This is a genomic window from Streptococcus sp. HMSC065C01, assembly GCF_001813525.1.
In the GTDB taxonomy this organism is placed as follows: domain Bacteria; phylum Bacillota; class Bacilli; order Lactobacillales; family Streptococcaceae; genus Streptococcus; species Streptococcus parasanguinis_V.
Window position 1 is genome coordinate 43735 of sequence record NZ_KV812846.1, and the last position, 14923, is coordinate 58657.

The window sequence follows — 14923 nt, forward strand, 5'->3', positions numbered from 1 at the left end:
CGAGGCAAAAAATAGAAGCCAACGGCTCCTATTGAGAGCATAGACAAACTGTTCTTTTTTACAAATCTTATAAATTCTATAATATAAAAAAATTTATTCGTTAGAATTATTCAATCATCTACTGAAACTTTCCGCTGTGAGAAAAGTGCCTGAAACTATTCAGTTTCAGGCACTCGGAATTATTGAGACCTTAGGCTCAATAATTAGTCATGGAACTTCGTAGAAGTTCGCTGACGTCCGTACTCACCTAAGGAAAGTTTCTAAGAAGACTTTGTCTTCAGTCTGAAATAGAAGCCAACGGCTTCTATTTTTTATGATCTTATAATCCTGGTTCTTGACCAAGTTCAGCAGCCACCATCCAAATGTTCTTTTCAAGTTCTGCTTTAGCCCCAACAAAGATATCGTTGGTTACATCGTCGCCTTCAGCATCGGTAACATCCAAAGCTTTTTGGTAAAGGCCATCAAGGTAATGGAAGATTTCAAGAACACGTGTCAAGCTTTCTTCTACATTTTTTGTAAATGTTCCACGGCGTTCTTCAATATTGCTGTGTTCCAAAAATTCAGTCATGCTAGAATATGGCGCACCACCAAGAGTGATCAAGCGTTCGCTCACTTCATCTAAGGTTGCATCCAAGCTGTCCATGTATTCGTCCATTTTTGGATGCCAAACCATAAAGCCACGTCCACGCATATACCAGTGTACTTGGTGAAGGGCAATGTGAGCCACGTAGAGATCTGCTACGACTTGGTTCAAGAGAGCTTTTGTTTCTGGAAGAGTTTCTTTATTTGAAGGTGCAAAAGTTGCTACATCAGTAGCTGCTTCATGTTTCATAGTTGTCATGTCATTTCTCCTTTTTATAATGATTCTAATTAACTATGTCTTTATTATATGCTTCCTCCACCAGAAAGTCAAGATAAAAGATTAAAAAAGATCATAGTTGTCAATTGAGAAAAGATACGATAGAATGAAGAAGACTAATCGAAAGGCTTGACTAATGAAATATATCTTTACCTTCCTGATCTCCATGGTGCCCCTTGTTGAATTGCGCGGGGCCATCCCTTTTGCCATTGCAAATGGTATTCCCTTATGGACAGCGCTCCTGATCGGAGTGATCGGAAATCTTCTCCCTGTCCCTCTGATCTTCTTTTTCGCCCGCCATATTCTTACTTGGGGGGCAAAAAAACCAATTATCGGAGGCTTTTTTAGCTGGTGTCTCAATAAGGGCCATAGAGGCGGACAGAAATTAGAAAAAGCTGCAGGAGACAAGGGAATCTTCTGGGCCTTATTGCTCTTTGTTGGAATCCCTCTTCCGGGAACTGGTGCCTGGACCGGTGCCCTTGCAGCTTCTATCCTTGACTGGGACTTCAAACGCAGTAGCCTCGCAGTCATGCTTGGAGTGATACTAGCCGGCCTCATCATGGGAACCCTGTCCCTGCTTCTAGGAATCGATACCTTCGCACATTAACCAAAAGACTGAAGCAACGGCTTCAGTCCTTTACATACAAAAAAGAGGTTTCGAAGGAAACCTCTTATTTTTTTATTCTTAGTTGTTAAGAGCTGCTGCCATTGTAGCTGCAACTTCTGCTTCAAAGTCATTTGAAGCTTTTTCAATACCTTCACCAACTTCAAAACGAACGAATTCGATAACTGAAGCATTTACTGATTCAAGGTAAGCTTCAACTGTCTTGCTGTCATCCATGATGTAGACTTGTGCAAGAAGAGTGTAGGCTTGGTCAACTTTTGTGTTGTCCAAGAAGAAGCGATCCATTTTACCTGGGATGATTTTATCCCAGATTTTTTCTGGTTTACCTTCAGCTGCCAATTCAGCTTTGATATCTTCTTCAGCTTGAGCAACCACTTCGTCAGTCAATTGAGCTTTAGAACCGAATTTCAAGTGTGGAAGAGCTGGTTTGCCAACCATTGCACGGCTTTCGTTATCTTGGTCGATGACGTGGTTCAATTGTGCCAATTCATCTTTCACGAATTGCTCATCCAATTCTTTGTATGAAAGAACAGTTGGTTTCATTGCAGCGATGTGCATTGAAATTTGTTTAGCAAGTGCTTCGTCTCCACCTTCGATCACAGAGATAACACCGATACGTCCACCGTTGTGTTGGTAAGCACCGAAGTGTTGTGCATCTGTTTTTTCAAGCAAAGCAAAACGACGGAATGAAATCTTTTCACCGATTGTAGCTGTTGCAGATACGTATGCAGCTTCAAGAGTTTCACCTGAAGGCATTGTCAAAGCAAGAGCTTCTTCGTTGTTAGCTGGTTTACCTTCAGCGATCACTTTCGCTGTTGCGTTTACCAATTCAACGAATTGAGCGTTTTTCGCAACGAAGTCAGTTTCAGCGTTTACTTCAACTACTGCTGCAACGTTACCATTGACATAAACACCAGTCAAACCTTCAGCGGCAACACGGTCAGCTTTCTTAGCTGCTTTAGCCATACCTTTTTCGCGAAGCAATTCGATCGCTTTTTCGATATCACCTTCAACTTCAACCAATGCCTTTTTAGCGTCCATAACACCGGCACCAGATTTTTCACGCAATTCTTTTACAAGCTTAGCTGTAATTTCTGCCATTTTTGTTCTCCTATATTTTTTAATAAAATAAGAGGGTCGGGCTGAGCCCTGCCCTCTTAGGTTCGTTACTTATTGAATGAAATTAAGCGTTGTCGCCTTCTACAACTTCAACGATTTCTTCGATTGAATCAGCTTGACCTTCAGTAGCTGCCAATTCAGCTTCTACTGTAGCAACACTGTCTTCACCTTGACGTCCTTCGATAACAGCGTCAGCCATTTTCGCAGTGATCAATTTAACAGCGCGGATAGCGTCATCGTTCGCTGGGATGATAACATCGATATCATCTGGGTCAGTGTTTGTGTCGACCATCGCTACAACTGGGATACCCAATTTCTTAGCTTCTTTAACAGCGATTTGTTCTTTATGTGGATCCACAACGTACATTACGTCTGGGATACGAGGCATGTCTTCGATACCGCCCAAGAATTTTTCAAGACGAGCACGTTGTTTGTTCAACAATGCAACTTCTTTCTTAGGAAGAACTTCAAAAGTTCCATCTTCTTCCATGCGTTTGATTTCTTTCAAACGAGCGATACGTTTTTGGATTGTTCCCCAGTTAGTAAGAGTTCCACCCAACCAACGGTGGTTGATGAAGTATTGACCTGCACGAACAGCTTCTTCTGCAACAGCATCAGCAGCTTGTTTCTTAGTACCTACGAACAAGATCACTGCATCGTTTGCAGCTGCATCACGCATGAAGTCGTATGCTTGGTCTGCATATTTTACAGTTTGTTGCAAGTCGATTACGTGGATTCCGTTACGTTCTGTGAAGATGTACTTAGCCATCTTAGGGTTCCAGCGACGAGTTTGGTGACCGAAGTGTACACCAGCCTCAAGAAGTTGTTTCATTGAAATTACTGCCATGAGTAGTTTCTCCTTTTTTGTTTTTTTCTCCTCTCTCAGACGTCAACTTGCAGCACGACCACAAGGGCAACGGTGCCACAATGGATCCGAGATGAGTATTTGCTGTCTTAGACAACTCTATAAGTATAGCAGAAATCACTAGAATTCGCAAGCTATTTGAGAGATTTTTTCAATCCCTCCGATGAAATGGTTTTCTAAAGTTGTTTGACGTAAAAAGTTTTTCTTGACCTATCTTGTTTTTTAGGTTACAATATTATATGTTATGGCGGTATAGCCAAGTGGTAAGGCACGGCTCTGCAAAAGCTTGATCGTCGGTTCAAATCCGTCTACCGCCTTGATAATAAAATTTTTTATCATCTTTTATCTTTTAAAAATTCCCCTAGCAATAGGGGGGTTTTTTGTTGCCATTTGCTCCATTCCTTGATTATTGATATAATAAAACCTCGTCTGATTGGCGAAGCACATTAGAAAGGGTATTTATGAAAAACATTCGTTTCTTTACGATCGGCCTTCTTTCACTAGTGACACTAGCAGCTTGCTCACCCGCCAATTCTGCGCAACCAGCAAAAACAGCTTCTAGTTCCAAAAAGTCGGTCCAATCATCTTCAAGCAAAACATCATCGAGTAAAGAGACAAGCACGTCTTCTGAAAGTAATAGCTCAGATGATTTTTCAGATCGCTTCAGTATGGATCCAGATGATGGTGCATCTCTTCAATATGTGCCGGGAGCTGCATCCATTCCTGAGATCGAAAAGCTCAAAAACCTCCACCCTACCACCGGTTTTGTATTAAGAACCGAAGATGGACAAGAGGTTGGTGGGCCAAAAGAAAGAAGCAGTTACGATGACGTAGTTGCAGCCTTTGGTCAACCCGTAAGTAGCACAGACAGTGCGAATCCTGGCGATGGGGTCAATGTTTGGGCAACAGACAATGGCGATATCATGGCTTTCTTCCGCAATAATGTGTTAACAGATATCACCTTCCGACTAAGAGGGGGCGATGCCAACCACCAGTCTACTGGCAGTATTTCCAAATCCGATACACCAAAAACGGCCCTCGAACGTCTCGGAAAACCCTATGCCATTATGCGTTCAGAAAATGGGACCAGCTATGTCTATAAAGATAGCAACGGAGATGAATCTAGCTTCTCTACACAAGGCAATAAGATCTTCAATGTTACATCTGCTGCAGAAACCAAGCAGTTAAAAAAGATCACTGGCCTGGATAAAAATCAATAACGATCCATACAAAGAACCCTCCAAGTTTTTCTTGGAGGGTTCTATTTTTCTTACAATTCAGCAATTTGGTTCAAATTCACTTCTGCAACTGTATCGTTACCAAACATAGAAATGACCATTTTCACCTTGTTGTTATCAATTTCAGTGATCTTACCAGTATAGTCTGTGAAGGCACCGTCGATGATACGAACTGTATCGCCCACCTTGACATCCAAGTCAAACTCTTGAACGGTTTGACCCATAGAGAGCAAGATGCTGCGGATTTCTTCTTCCAACAATGGAGTTGGTTTTGAACGGTTCCCGTGGGATCCGACGAAACCAGTAACGTTCGGTGTATTCCGAACGACAAACCAAGCTTCATCTGTCATGACCATTTCTACCAAGACATAACCTGGGAAGCGGTTTTCTTCGATTTCTTTTGTTTTACCATTTTTCTCAACTTGTACGGTTTGAGTTGGAATCTCTACGCGCAAGATGTTTTCTAACATATTGTAAGTTTGCGCACGTTGCAAAAGATTCTCTTTTACCTTGTTTTCATATCCTGAGTAGGTTTGTAGTACAAACCAGCCTTTATCAAAACTGTCCATTTGGGCATCCTTTCTTTCTGTTTAGCCTGCTCGAGCTTTTGTGAACATACTAAAAAAAGCCTCTTGGCTTTCCTTTTCCTAGCTTCATTATACCACATTTTGCAGGAATGCAAAGAGGTTTGCTGATTTATTTTTAAGAAAAAACCGCAAAAAGTGGGACCCTGGGGATCCCACCTGGCTTCTTTTCTTAAAAGAAATTGATCATGTGCAATAGGCCACGTGCAATGACTTTGTCGAACAAATAAATCAATGCAACAAAGAAAGCGGTGTACTCAATCACTGAGATAAAGTTTTTCCATCTTTCCTTGCGATTTGGCCAAGTTGTATCTTTTAGTAAGACGAAAATATCTTTAATGAATTTCACAACTCTCTCCTATCGTGTTTCTTTATGGATGGTATACTTGCTGCAATGTTTGCAGAATTTATTGACTTCTAGACGTGTTGGTTTTGGCGTCCCACTCAGCTTAATGGAGTAATTGCGTGACCCACAAACCGTACACGCTAGACTTGCTTTTTTTAATGCCATAACGCCTCCGTTCACCCCATTATAGCAAGTTTTCCACGTTTTGACAAGAACAGAAAATCTCCTGTCAAGAAAAAAGCAAATCTAAAGCGTTATCACTCTGGTTTTTGCCTCATTTTTGGTAAAATAAAACAAAAGGAGACGAATATGAAAAGTGATAACCTAAAAGAAAGTAGAAATATCGAAGACCGTCGAGGGCAAAGCTACTCCCATTCTTCAGGCAATAGTAATCTTGGCGGAGGCATTTTACAGATCTTACTATCGCCGGGGAGCTTCAAAAGTAAGATCGTCCTCATCCTTCTTCTGGTTCTTCTAGGAGGTGGTGGCGCTAGCCTTGGGGGTCTCTTTGGAAATGGGACTTCTCATTCTTACCAGTCTAGCCAGATCACGCGCACCAACAAGACCCATGTCGACGATGCAGATGCTGAGTTCGTCAGCAAGGTCCTTGGAACAACAGAAGATCATTGGCACAAGGTCTTTCAAGCTGAAGGACGTACTTACCATGAGCCCAAACTAGTCTTCTATACCGGACGGACACAGACAGGCTGTGGGGTTGGGCAAGCATCGGCTGGTCCTTTCTACTGTCCAACCGACAAAAAGATTTATTTGGATATGAGCTTCTACAAGGAATTAACAACCAAATACAAGGCTAGCGGTGACTTTGCCATGGCTTACGTGATTGCCCACGAAGTCGGCCACCACGTACAAAACGAGCTGGGAATCCTTGGCAAATACCATCGGATGCAACAAGGTCTTTCTGAAAAGGAACGAAATGCTATCAGTGTCCGCATCGAGCTACAAGCCGATTATCTAGCCGGTGTCTGGGCCCGCTCCATTCAAGACCGAAATCTTCTGGATATCGGCGATATCGAAGAAGCCATGAATGCAGCCTATGCCGTCGGCGACGACACACTCCAGGAGCAAGCCTACGGCTACTCGGTACCAGATAGCTTTACCCACGGAACTTCCGAGCAACGCATGCGCTGGTTCAAACGGGGCTACCAGTATGGAGATTTGCAACACGGCGATACCTTTAGCTTGTCAGATAGTGAACTTTAAACAAATAGAGGCTGGGACAAAAGTCCTAGCCTCTCAATTATTTTTGGTTTGTCGAGCAAGACGCAGTGGTTGAGCGAGCTCTACTACACTGGTTTCATCAGCTTTTACAGCCCTACTCAACTGTGCGGAGGTGTGACGACGAAATCGAATTCTAACGAATGACCAATTTCTGTCCCACTCTCTATTTGATTAGAAACCAAGCCAGCCTTTGAAGGTATCCCAAGCGTTTTTCGCTTTTCCTGGGATATCGGCCTCGTCGATTGCTTTCTTCGCATCATCGACCATATTCGACGCCTTTTCTTTGACATCCTCAAAGAAACCTTTGTCTTCTTTGCTATCTGTTTCTGTCGTTTCTTCACCGACTGGCGCAATGCCGTTTTCAGCATAAGAGTTCTTCACCGAGTCAAACTGGGTACCGTCTGTATAAGGCAGAACACTGTTGGCAACATTGCGGAAGATCTCTGACGCCGTTCCAGCACTACTGTCCGTCAGGTAATGACCTTCATCGGTCGTTGGGAAACCAAGCCACTGACTGATGACCACATCTGGCGTGTAGCCGATCACCCATTGGTCTCCAGAGAGGTCCTTGTTAAAGCTGGTCTCTGTCGTACCGGTTTTCCCTGCCATGGTATAGCCATAAGGCGCAGCGTTAACCCCTGTACCATTACTGAAAGTACCCAGCATCATATTGGTCATCTTATCTGTCGTTGAACCACTAAGCACTCGGGTTGATTTCTGGCTGTGGCTCTTGACCACTTGGCCACTTGCATTTTCAATCTTGGTAATGAGGTGAGCATCATTCATGACCCCGCCGTTAGCAAAAGTTCCATAGGCTTGGGCCATCTGCATCGGATTGGTTGTCACACCAGCTCCCAAGGCAACGGCAAGCGACTTGTCCACCTTGTCCATGTTGAGTCCGAATTTTTTCCCGTATTCAAAGACCGTATCGAGACCCAAATCATTAGCGGTCGCTACGGCTGGAAGGTTAAGGGATTCTGCCAAGGCCTGGTACATCGGTACCGTTGGACTGGACTGGATTCCCGCATAGTTATTAACCTCATAGCTTCCATATTGGGTGGTACTATTGTCCAATTCCTTATTGGTCGACCAACCTTCAGCAACAGCTGGGCTATAGACAACCAAAGGTTTGATGGTTGATCCTGGACTTCGAGCAGCCTGGGTCGCGTAGTTGTAGGTACGGAATCCTGGATTTTGATCACTGCCGACACGCCCTACGAGAGCCCGAACCCCTCCGGTCTTAGGATCGAGGGCGACACTACCAGATTCCGCGCGCGTGCCGTCTTCTGCTACTGGGAAGAGGGCCGTATTGTCATAGATCACCTGCATGCTTGCTTGGTAATTTTGATCCAGCTCGGTGTAGATCCGGTAGCCATTTTTGACAATGTCTTCTTCGGTCAGGCCATATTCATTGACCGCTTCATTGATGACCGCATCAAAATAGGATGGATAGCGGTAATCCTCCGACTTGCCTTCATAGGCATCGACCAGCTGGCCATGGATATCCACAGCCGCTGACTGATCAGCTGTTTTCTGGTCAATATAACCAGCCGCCACCATATTTTGGAGGACCGTATTGCGACGATTGGTCGCATTCTCTACCGAATAGAGCGGGTTATAGATTTCCGGTCCCTTGAGCATACCTGCGAGAACTGCAGACTGATCCAGACTTAATTGACTGGCTGAAACCCCAAAATACTTCTTGGAAGCATCCTCAATTCCCCAAACCCCATTTCCAAAATAGGCATTGTTGAGGTACATGGTGAGGATTTCTTTTTTGCTGTATTTCTTATTGATTTCAAGCGCCAGGAAGAATTCCTTGGCCTTACGCTCCACCGTCTGGTCTTGAGACAGGTAAGCATTCTTGGCTAGCTGCTGGGTGATAGTCGACCCACCACCTGAGCGCCCCAGGGTCAAAATCGCTAAGAAGAAGCGACCATAGTTGATCCCGCTATTCTTGTAAAAGCTCCGGTCCTCTGTTGCGACCACAGCATTTTGCAGATTCTCACTAATGGCATCGAGTTCGACATAGGTTCCTTTTTGCCCGGTCAAACTTCCCGCCTGGTCCCCATTCTTATCATAGATAATGGTAGTCGCCTTGAGTGCATTCTGCAAATCCTTGACGTTGGTCGTCTTAGCAAGATAGAAGAGATAGCCCCCTGTCAAGAGGCTAAAGCCTAGCCCAATGATCAGGAGAATCTTGGTCAAATGGAATCTGCGCCAAAAACGACGGAAGGGATGCTGAGAGAGAGGCTTGCTTCTGTGCTTGCCTGAGCGACTATAGGTCGGCTCTACTGTCTCTTCCGGTAGTTCCGTGTCTGGCACTTCTTCTGCCACCGCTTTGGGCGGATGATCCTTTCTAAAAAAAGTGATCAGGTTTTCAAATAATTCTTTTATTCTATTCATACCTGTTATTGTAACACCTTATCCTTGTCCTAGCAAGAAAAGATAGCTCATCCCTTTCTCCCATTTAGTTTTCTTTAAGCTTAGATTTTGCTACAATAGGGTCATGAACTATCAATTTACCATTCCACAATCCTTTCCCCAGATGACTGTGAAAGAGTTGCTTGAGGACTACTTCCTCATTCCCCGTAAGATCCGGCATTTTTTACGAACCAAGAAGCACGTCTTGGTCAATGGCGAGACCATCAACTGGCAGAGCCCCGTTCAAAAAGGAGACCAGATCCAGCTGATCTTTGACGCGGACGATTACCCTGAAAAAGAGCTCCCAGCCGGAGACCCGAGTCTGGTCGAAGAACTCTATCAGGATGAGCATGTCATCATCGTCAATAAGCCTGAAGGTATGAAAACCCATGCCAATGAGCCGACAGAAATTGCTCTTCTCAACCATGTTTCCAGCTATGTTGGATCTACCTGCTACGTCGTGCACCGGTTAGATAAGGAAACCAGCGGAGCGATTTTATTTGCCAAAAATCCTTTTATCCTGCCCATTCTCAACCGTATTTTGGAAGATAAAAACATCCAACGCGAGTACTGGGCCTTGATCCAAGGCAGCTTAGCACAAAAAACCATCGTCTACAAGGATAAAATCGGACGCGATCGCCATGATCGGCGCAAGCGCCTGGTCGATCCACGCAAGGGGCAGTACTCAGAAACTCAGGTGACGCAACTGAAAAAAATAGGACGAAACAGCCTGGTCAAATGCCAGCTCAAAACGGGGCGTACCCATCAGATCCGGGTGCATCTCTCCCATCATGGGCACCCGATTGTCGGGGACCCTCTCTATAACCCTGCACGCGGAGAGCGACTCATGCTCCATGCTCACCGCTTGACCTTCACCAATCCATTAACCCTTGAAACCATCCAAGTCGAGGCCCCTTCCAAGAGTTTCGAAGAAGGGTTGAAAAAATAAGAAAAGAACCGAAATAGTATTCTTAGAGACTTTCCTTAAGTGAGTACGGACGTCAGCGAACTTCAAAGAAGTTCCATGACTTAGTTTTGAGCCCAAGGTCTCAAAACTCCCGAGTGCTTGAAATTCTAATATTTCAAGCACTTTTCTCACTGCGTAAAGTCTCCAGTCATTATCGAATAATTCAAAAGATAAAAATCATTTAAAACAATTGACAGAATCTCTCATTTTATTTTAAAAACTTATCTGCATTCAAAAAAGAAGCCACAAAAAGAGGCTGGACAAAAACTGTTCAGCCTTTTTATATTTGATAGAAATAACTGTATGACGCAGTGGTTGATTGGCATCTTTGTTCGCTTTTTAAGCTCCAAAGATGACCTAATCAACTGTGCGGGGGTGGGAAGACGAACTCTTTTTAACTAGTCAGAGTTCTTTCCCACTCCCTTTTTATTATTGATAGCGAGGAGTTGCAAATCCACGGATATTGCCATGTCCGATTCGGTAGGTATTGCGACGGACTTGGTTGTTGGAGTTTCCTTCAATGGTATGAATGATTCCATTTGAGACGCTCTCAACAATTCCGATGTGATCCGCAAAGCCATTGTTTTGTTGGCTATTTTGATCCCAGTTAAAGGTGATGATGTCCCCTGCTTTTGGTGTAGTGGTACCATCCTCATTCCAAATACCCAAGCGTTTGAAAATCTGGATGTGACGTTCGACTCCACATTCACGGCCAATCAAACCGCTCAAACCTTCCCGCTGGAAGACTGTTGTGACAAAGATATCACACCAGTCATCGGTCGTCTTCACTGCATAACCAACCGGAAGTGGTTTGACACTGTTATAATCATTGACCAATTGTTGGTGAGCTGCAGTTCCGCCACGAACGCCCACTAGACTAGCTGCTGCCCGTAAGACACGGTCCCGTTGTCCATTCGTTACACGAGGACTAAAAGCAGTTTGATCTACTGTCGCACGGGGATGAAGGGCTGTTTGACCAAGGTTAAAGCCTTCAACGCCACCATCGACATAATCCACATAGACGTGAGTGGTATAGTTGCCTGATTGGTACTGGTGATTTGCTGCAGAGACCTGCACTTCTGTATGCATTCCAGAAGGTGCTGTTGAATACCAGAAAAGATTTTCTTGGTGTGCTTGAGACCAGGCTGCGACACGGATGTTCTTAATCCGACGGCCCTGAGGCGCTTGATCCACCGTTACCGTATAGGTTCCAGCACCAGAATTGACATTCTTGATCCCTGTTTGTGTCTTCGTCTGAGCATTTCGGAATTCAACTTCTGTAGTCGTTGAACCGACACCCACACGAGAACCATCATTTTGAATATAGTAAAGGTGAATATGGTACTTACCAGTAGAGTTTTTATGATCGCTCGCTTTGACCGATACCTTGTAGTCTCCATTTGATTGACGAGTCGCTTCATACCAGCGAATATCGTCTTGGCCATCCTTATCAGACCAAGTTGGGACTTGAACCGTCCGCACACCTTTAGGACTGTAGACATCCTTGATGATGACGTCAAAGGTACCCGCATCCTTGTTGTTGTTTTGGATTAAGAAACTAGCAGTTGGACGTGACTGATTTTTGAAATCAATAAAGGCTTTCTTGACAAACTTGTTTTGTCCTTTGGCATCTACATAGAAGACTTGCGCTTCATACTGGCCATCAGCGTTTTCGTGGTCACTAGCTTTGGCTGTTACAGTATATGAGCCATCTGCTTGACGAGTTGGAGTGTACCAGATGATATCTTTCATTCCATTGGCATGAGACCAGAATGGAATCTTCACTTCTTTATAACCATCGAAACCTTGAAGGTTCTTAGCTGTAATAGTGAAAGTCCCGTCTGACTCTGATTTTGTAATGGTCAGATCGGCTGACGGTTTAGGAGCTGTGTAGTCAATAAAGGCTTTCTTGACAAACTTGTTTTGTCCTTTGGCATCTACATAGAAGACTTGCGCTTCATACTGGCCATCAGCGTTTTCGTGGTCACTAGCTTTGGCTGTTACGGTATAAGAACCGTCTGCCTGGCGAGTCGGAGTGTACCAGATGATATCTTTTATCCCATTGGCATGAGACCAGAACGGAATCTTCACTTCCTTGTAGCTGTCGAAGCCTTGGAGGTTCTTAGCTGTGATGGTGAAGGTACCGTCTGACTCTGATTTCGTAATGGTCAGATCAGCAGATGGTTTAGGAGCTGTATAGTCAATAAAGGCTTTCTTAACAAACTTGTTTTGGCCTTTAGCATCCACATAGAAAACTTGCGCTTCGTACTTACCATCAGCGTTTTCGTGGTCACTGGCTTTGGCTGTTACGGTATAAGAACCATCTGCTTGACGACTTGGAGTGTACCAGATGATGTCTTTCATCCCATTGGCATGAGACCAGAATGGAATCTTCACTTCTTCATAACCATCCAAACCTTGAAGATTCTTAGCCGTAATGGTGAAGGTGCCGTCTGACTCTGATTTTGCAATAGTCAAATCTGCGGAAACTGGAGATTCCTGTTGAGGAACACTCTCATTTCTTGCTGCTACCACTCGTGCGCGTGCGCCATATGGTGCGCGACTAGCTACCACAGCTGGTGCTGGTTGCTCTGATACAACCTTGTCGCTAGTGCCCTTGTCAGAAGACTGGTTATTACTAAGAGTCGGTGTGATAGGTGCTGCCTCTGTTGCAACGGTATTTTCTGTCTGAATACCTTTCTCAACTACTACTCCTTCGCTCACGGTATTCTGTGCTTCTGATGAAGTTGTTGCAACGACAGCTGATGTATTTTCTGGTGTTTGATCAGACGCATGTTGCTCATCGGCTTTGACTTGTTGTGTCGAGAAAGCCAACAAAACGGCTGTCCCAGCATAAAAAATAAGATCTTTCTTTTTCATGTATCTTCCTTACAATTTTTTATACGGATTCTACCCACATAGTAGTATTATAGCACAAACCGCCGGATCAAGAAACAATATCGTGAGAAGAATCCTATTTTTAAAGAAAACAGAAGGCCAGATTGGCCTTCTGATTAGCTTATGCAAAAATTGAGAAGAAAGGTGCTCCAAGCTTGTTATCCATCGGGTCCTTACTCTTAATAGAGTGAAGATAATTGATAGAGTACCAGCCGTTGTTGCCGCTATTATATGGATCGCGAACATAGGTTCTTCCATTGTCATAACCATGCAAGACCAATTCATGAGTATAAGGATCACTAGTAAATTGGCTATTACCTACTGCAGCAAGTACATGCTTGCCAGCCATGAGGGCTTCTGCAATGCCTCCAGCTCCATTAATCAATTGGCTCTTCAAGCCCCAGTTACGAGTGGCAGCTACAATCCCATCAGAATCTGTTCCTGCTTCACCTTTGTTGAATGAATCAGTATTGTTGTAGAGATAATCAGCTACTGTTGTTGGCAAAATAGTTCTACCTAGGATATCTGTAAAGGTCATAGCAAGAGAGGTTGGCACACAACCTGACTGATCGACATTGCTCACACCGTAATATTTCCCAGCCCAACGAGGATCCCGTTGAGAATAATAGGTTGTTTGTGGATTCACCTTTTGATTTCGTGGAGACAAGGCTGTCTGACCGAGGTTAAAACCTTCAACGCCACCATCTTTGTAGTCTACATAGACGTGAGTGGTATAGTTGCCCGCTTCATTACCGTGATTATTGGCAGAGACAGTGATCTCTGTGTGCATACCTGTCGGTGTTGCGGAATACCAGTAAAGATTTTCTTGATGAGCTTTAGACCAAGCTGCGACACGAATGTTCTTAATCTGACGTCCCTGAGGCGCTTGATCTACAGCTACTGTATAAGTCCCGTTCGTTGCATTGACATTCTTGATAGAAGCCTGCGTCTTAGTCATGGCATTTCTAACTTCTACGTCTGTTGTTGTGGTACCAATACCAATCCGAGAACCATCATTTTGAATGTAATAGAGGTGAACATGGTACTTACCAGTAGAGTTTTTGTGGTCACTAGCTTTGACCGATACCTTGTAATCTCCGTTCGCTTGGCGTGTTGCTTCATACCAGCGAATATCGTCTTGGCCGTCCTTATCAGACCAAGTAGGAACTTGCACAGTCTGTACCCCTTTAGGGCTGTAGACATCCTTGATGATGACATCAAAGGTACCTGTATCCTTGTTGTTGTTTTGGATCAAGAGAGTACCGGTTGGACGAGATTGATTTTTGTAATCAATAAAGGCTTTTTTGACAAACTTGTTTTGGCCTTGAGCGTCCACATAGAAGACTTGCGCTTCATACTGGCCATCAGCGTTTTCGTGATCACTGGCTTTGGCTGTTACAGTATATGAACCGTCTGCCTGGCGAGTTGGCGTGTACCAGATGATATCTTTCATCCCATTGGCATGAGACCAGAATGGAATCTTCACTTCCTTGTAGCCATCGAAGCCTTGAAGGTTCTTAGCTGTGATGGTGAAGGTCCCATCTTTTTCTGATTTTGTAATGGTCAGATCAGCAGATGGTTTAGAAGCTGTGTAATCGATAAAGGCTTTCTTGACAAACTTGTTTTGTCCGTTAGCATCCACATAGAAGACCTGCGCTTCATACTGGCCATCAGCGTTTTCGTGGTCACTGGCTTTGGCCGTTACAGTATATGAACCGTCTGCTTGACGAGTTGGAGTGTACCAGATGATGTCTTTCAT

13 protein-coding genes and 1 tRNA gene are annotated in these 14923 nt (G+C 44.2%); 5 read left to right on the forward strand and 9 right to left on the reverse strand.

The window, feature by feature from the left end; translation table 11 throughout:
- Positions 1–319: 319 nt before the first annotated feature.
- Entirely contained in the window at positions 320–841 is a 522-nt protein-coding gene (locus HMPREF2918_RS03650; protein WP_003001978.1) for a Dps family protein, read from the reverse strand.
- Positions 842–995: 154 nt separating this feature from the next.
- Here HMPREF2918_RS03650 and HMPREF2918_RS03655 point away from each other — a divergent pair, with 154 nt between their 5' ends.
- A complete protein-coding gene (locus HMPREF2918_RS03655) occupies positions 996–1466 on the forward strand; it encodes a COG2426 family protein (protein WP_003002130.1) in 471 nt (156 codons plus the stop codon).
- Between the two features lie 78 nt (positions 1467–1544).
- On the opposite strand, the gene tsf is transcribed toward HMPREF2918_RS03655, so the two are convergent.
- Positions 1545–2585, reverse strand: a complete 1041-nt coding sequence (tsf, locus tag HMPREF2918_RS03660; protein WP_003001949.1) for a translation elongation factor Ts — start codon at positions 2583–2585, stop codon at positions 1545–1547.
- Between the two features lie 82 nt (positions 2586–2667).
- On the reverse strand, positions 2668–3450 hold the full coding sequence (gene rpsB, locus HMPREF2918_RS03665) for a 30S ribosomal protein S2 (RefSeq protein WP_003002189.1): 783 nt from the start codon (positions 3448–3450) through the stop codon (positions 2668–2670).
- Positions 3451–3714: 264 nt separating this feature from the next.
- Between rpsB and HMPREF2918_RS03670 the strand changes: the two genes are divergently transcribed.
- Both HMPREF2918_RS03670 and HMPREF2918_RS03675 read left to right on the forward strand, forming a co-directional pair.
- Positions 3715–3785: transfer RNA gene (locus HMPREF2918_RS03670), tRNA-Cys, on the forward strand.
- Positions 3786–3929: 144 nt separating this feature from the next.
- A complete protein-coding gene (locus HMPREF2918_RS03675) occupies positions 3930–4688 on the forward strand; it encodes a hypothetical protein (RefSeq protein WP_070594618.1) in 759 nt (252 codons plus the stop codon).
- Between the two features lie 50 nt (positions 4689–4738).
- Here the strand turns inward: HMPREF2918_RS03675 and nusG are convergent, their stop codons facing one another.
- The 3 genes from nusG to rpmG form a co-directional block, all read right to left on the reverse strand.
- The gene (gene nusG / locus HMPREF2918_RS03680; protein ID WP_003002077.1) at positions 4739–5275 is read right to left on the reverse strand and encodes a transcription termination/antitermination protein NusG; all 537 of its coding nucleotides are present in this window, start codon (positions 5273–5275) and stop codon (positions 4739–4741) included.
- A gap of 187 nt (positions 5276–5462) precedes the next feature.
- A complete protein-coding gene (secE, locus tag HMPREF2918_RS03685) occupies positions 5463–5639 on the reverse strand; it encodes a preprotein translocase subunit SecE (protein ID WP_003002261.1) in 177 nt (58 codons plus the stop codon).
- A 9-nt stretch (positions 5640–5648) separates the two neighbouring features.
- On the reverse strand, positions 5649–5801 hold the full coding sequence (rpmG, locus tag HMPREF2918_RS10755) for a 50S ribosomal protein L33 (RefSeq protein ID WP_003009043.1): 153 nt from the start codon (positions 5799–5801) through the stop codon (positions 5649–5651).
- A gap of 144 nt (positions 5802–5945) precedes the next feature.
- On the opposite strand from rpmG, the gene HMPREF2918_RS03690 reads away from it, so the two are divergent.
- The gene (locus HMPREF2918_RS03690) at positions 5946–6857 is read left to right on the forward strand and encodes a KPN_02809 family neutral zinc metallopeptidase (RefSeq protein WP_070594619.1); all 912 of its coding nucleotides are present in this window, start codon (positions 5946–5948) and stop codon (positions 6855–6857) included.
- Positions 6858–7046: 189 nt separating this feature from the next.
- Here HMPREF2918_RS03690 and pbp2a read toward each other — a convergent pair whose 3' ends face one another.
- Positions 7047–9281, reverse strand: a complete 2235-nt coding sequence (gene pbp2a, locus HMPREF2918_RS03695) for a penicillin-binding protein PBP2A (RefSeq protein ID WP_049496391.1) — start codon at positions 9279–9281, stop codon at positions 7047–7049.
- Between the two features lie 103 nt (positions 9282–9384).
- On the opposite strand from pbp2a, the gene HMPREF2918_RS03700 reads away from it, so the two are divergent.
- A complete protein-coding gene (locus tag HMPREF2918_RS03700) occupies positions 9385–10248 on the forward strand; it encodes an RluA family pseudouridine synthase (protein ID WP_070594620.1) in 864 nt (287 codons plus the stop codon).
- Positions 10249–10695: 447 nt separating this feature from the next.
- Here the strand turns inward: HMPREF2918_RS03700 and HMPREF2918_RS03705 are convergent, their stop codons facing one another.
- Together HMPREF2918_RS03705 and HMPREF2918_RS11590 are read right to left on the reverse strand one after the other, a co-directional pair.
- The gene (locus HMPREF2918_RS03705) at positions 10696–13146 is read right to left on the reverse strand and encodes a GBS Bsp-like repeat-containing protein (RefSeq protein WP_070594621.1); all 2451 of its coding nucleotides are present in this window, start codon (positions 13144–13146) and stop codon (positions 10696–10698) included.
- Positions 13147–13285: 139 nt separating this feature from the next.
- A partial coding sequence (locus HMPREF2918_RS11590; protein ID WP_256263186.1) for a GBS Bsp-like repeat-containing protein occupies positions 13286–14923 on the reverse strand: 1638 nt, incomplete at its 5' end.

Bases quoted from the DNA above. Each gene is read 5' to 3' on its own strand.
- HMPREF2918_RS03650 (WP_003001978.1), bottom strand. From the start codon at position 841: ATGACAACTATGAAACATGAAGCAGCTACTGATGTAGCAACTTTTGCA.
- HMPREF2918_RS03655 (WP_003002130.1), top strand. From the start codon at position 996: ATGAAATATATCTTTACCTTCCTGATCTCCATGGTGCCCCTTGTTGAA.
- tsf (WP_003001949.1), bottom strand. From the start codon at position 2,585: ATGGCAGAAATTACAGCTAAGCTTGTAAAAGAATTGCGTGAAAAATCT.
- rpsB (WP_003002189.1), bottom strand. From the start codon at position 3,450: ATGGCAGTAATTTCAATGAAACAACTTCTTGAGGCTGGTGTACACTTC.
- HMPREF2918_RS03675 (WP_070594618.1), top strand. From the start codon at position 3,930: ATGAAAAACATTCGTTTCTTTACGATCGGCCTTCTTTCACTAGTGACA.
- nusG (WP_003002077.1), bottom strand. From the start codon at position 5,275: ATGGACAGTTTTGATAAAGGCTGGTTTGTACTACAAACCTACTCAGGA.
- rpmG (WP_003009043.1), bottom strand. From the start codon at position 5,801: ATGGCATTAAAAAAAGCAAGTCTAGCGTGTACGGTTTGTGGGTCACGC.
- HMPREF2918_RS03690 (WP_070594619.1), top strand. From the start codon at position 5,946: ATGAAAAGTGATAACCTAAAAGAAAGTAGAAATATCGAAGACCGTCGA.
- pbp2a (WP_049496391.1), bottom strand. From the start codon at position 9,281: ATGAATAGAATAAAAGAATTATTTGAAAACCTGATCACTTTTTTTAGA.
- HMPREF2918_RS03700 (WP_070594620.1), top strand. From the start codon at position 9,385: ATGAACTATCAATTTACCATTCCACAATCCTTTCCCCAGATGACTGTG.
- HMPREF2918_RS03705 (WP_070594621.1), bottom strand. From the start codon at position 13,146: ATGAAAAAGAAAGATCTTATTTTTTATGCTGGGACAGCCGTTTTGTTG.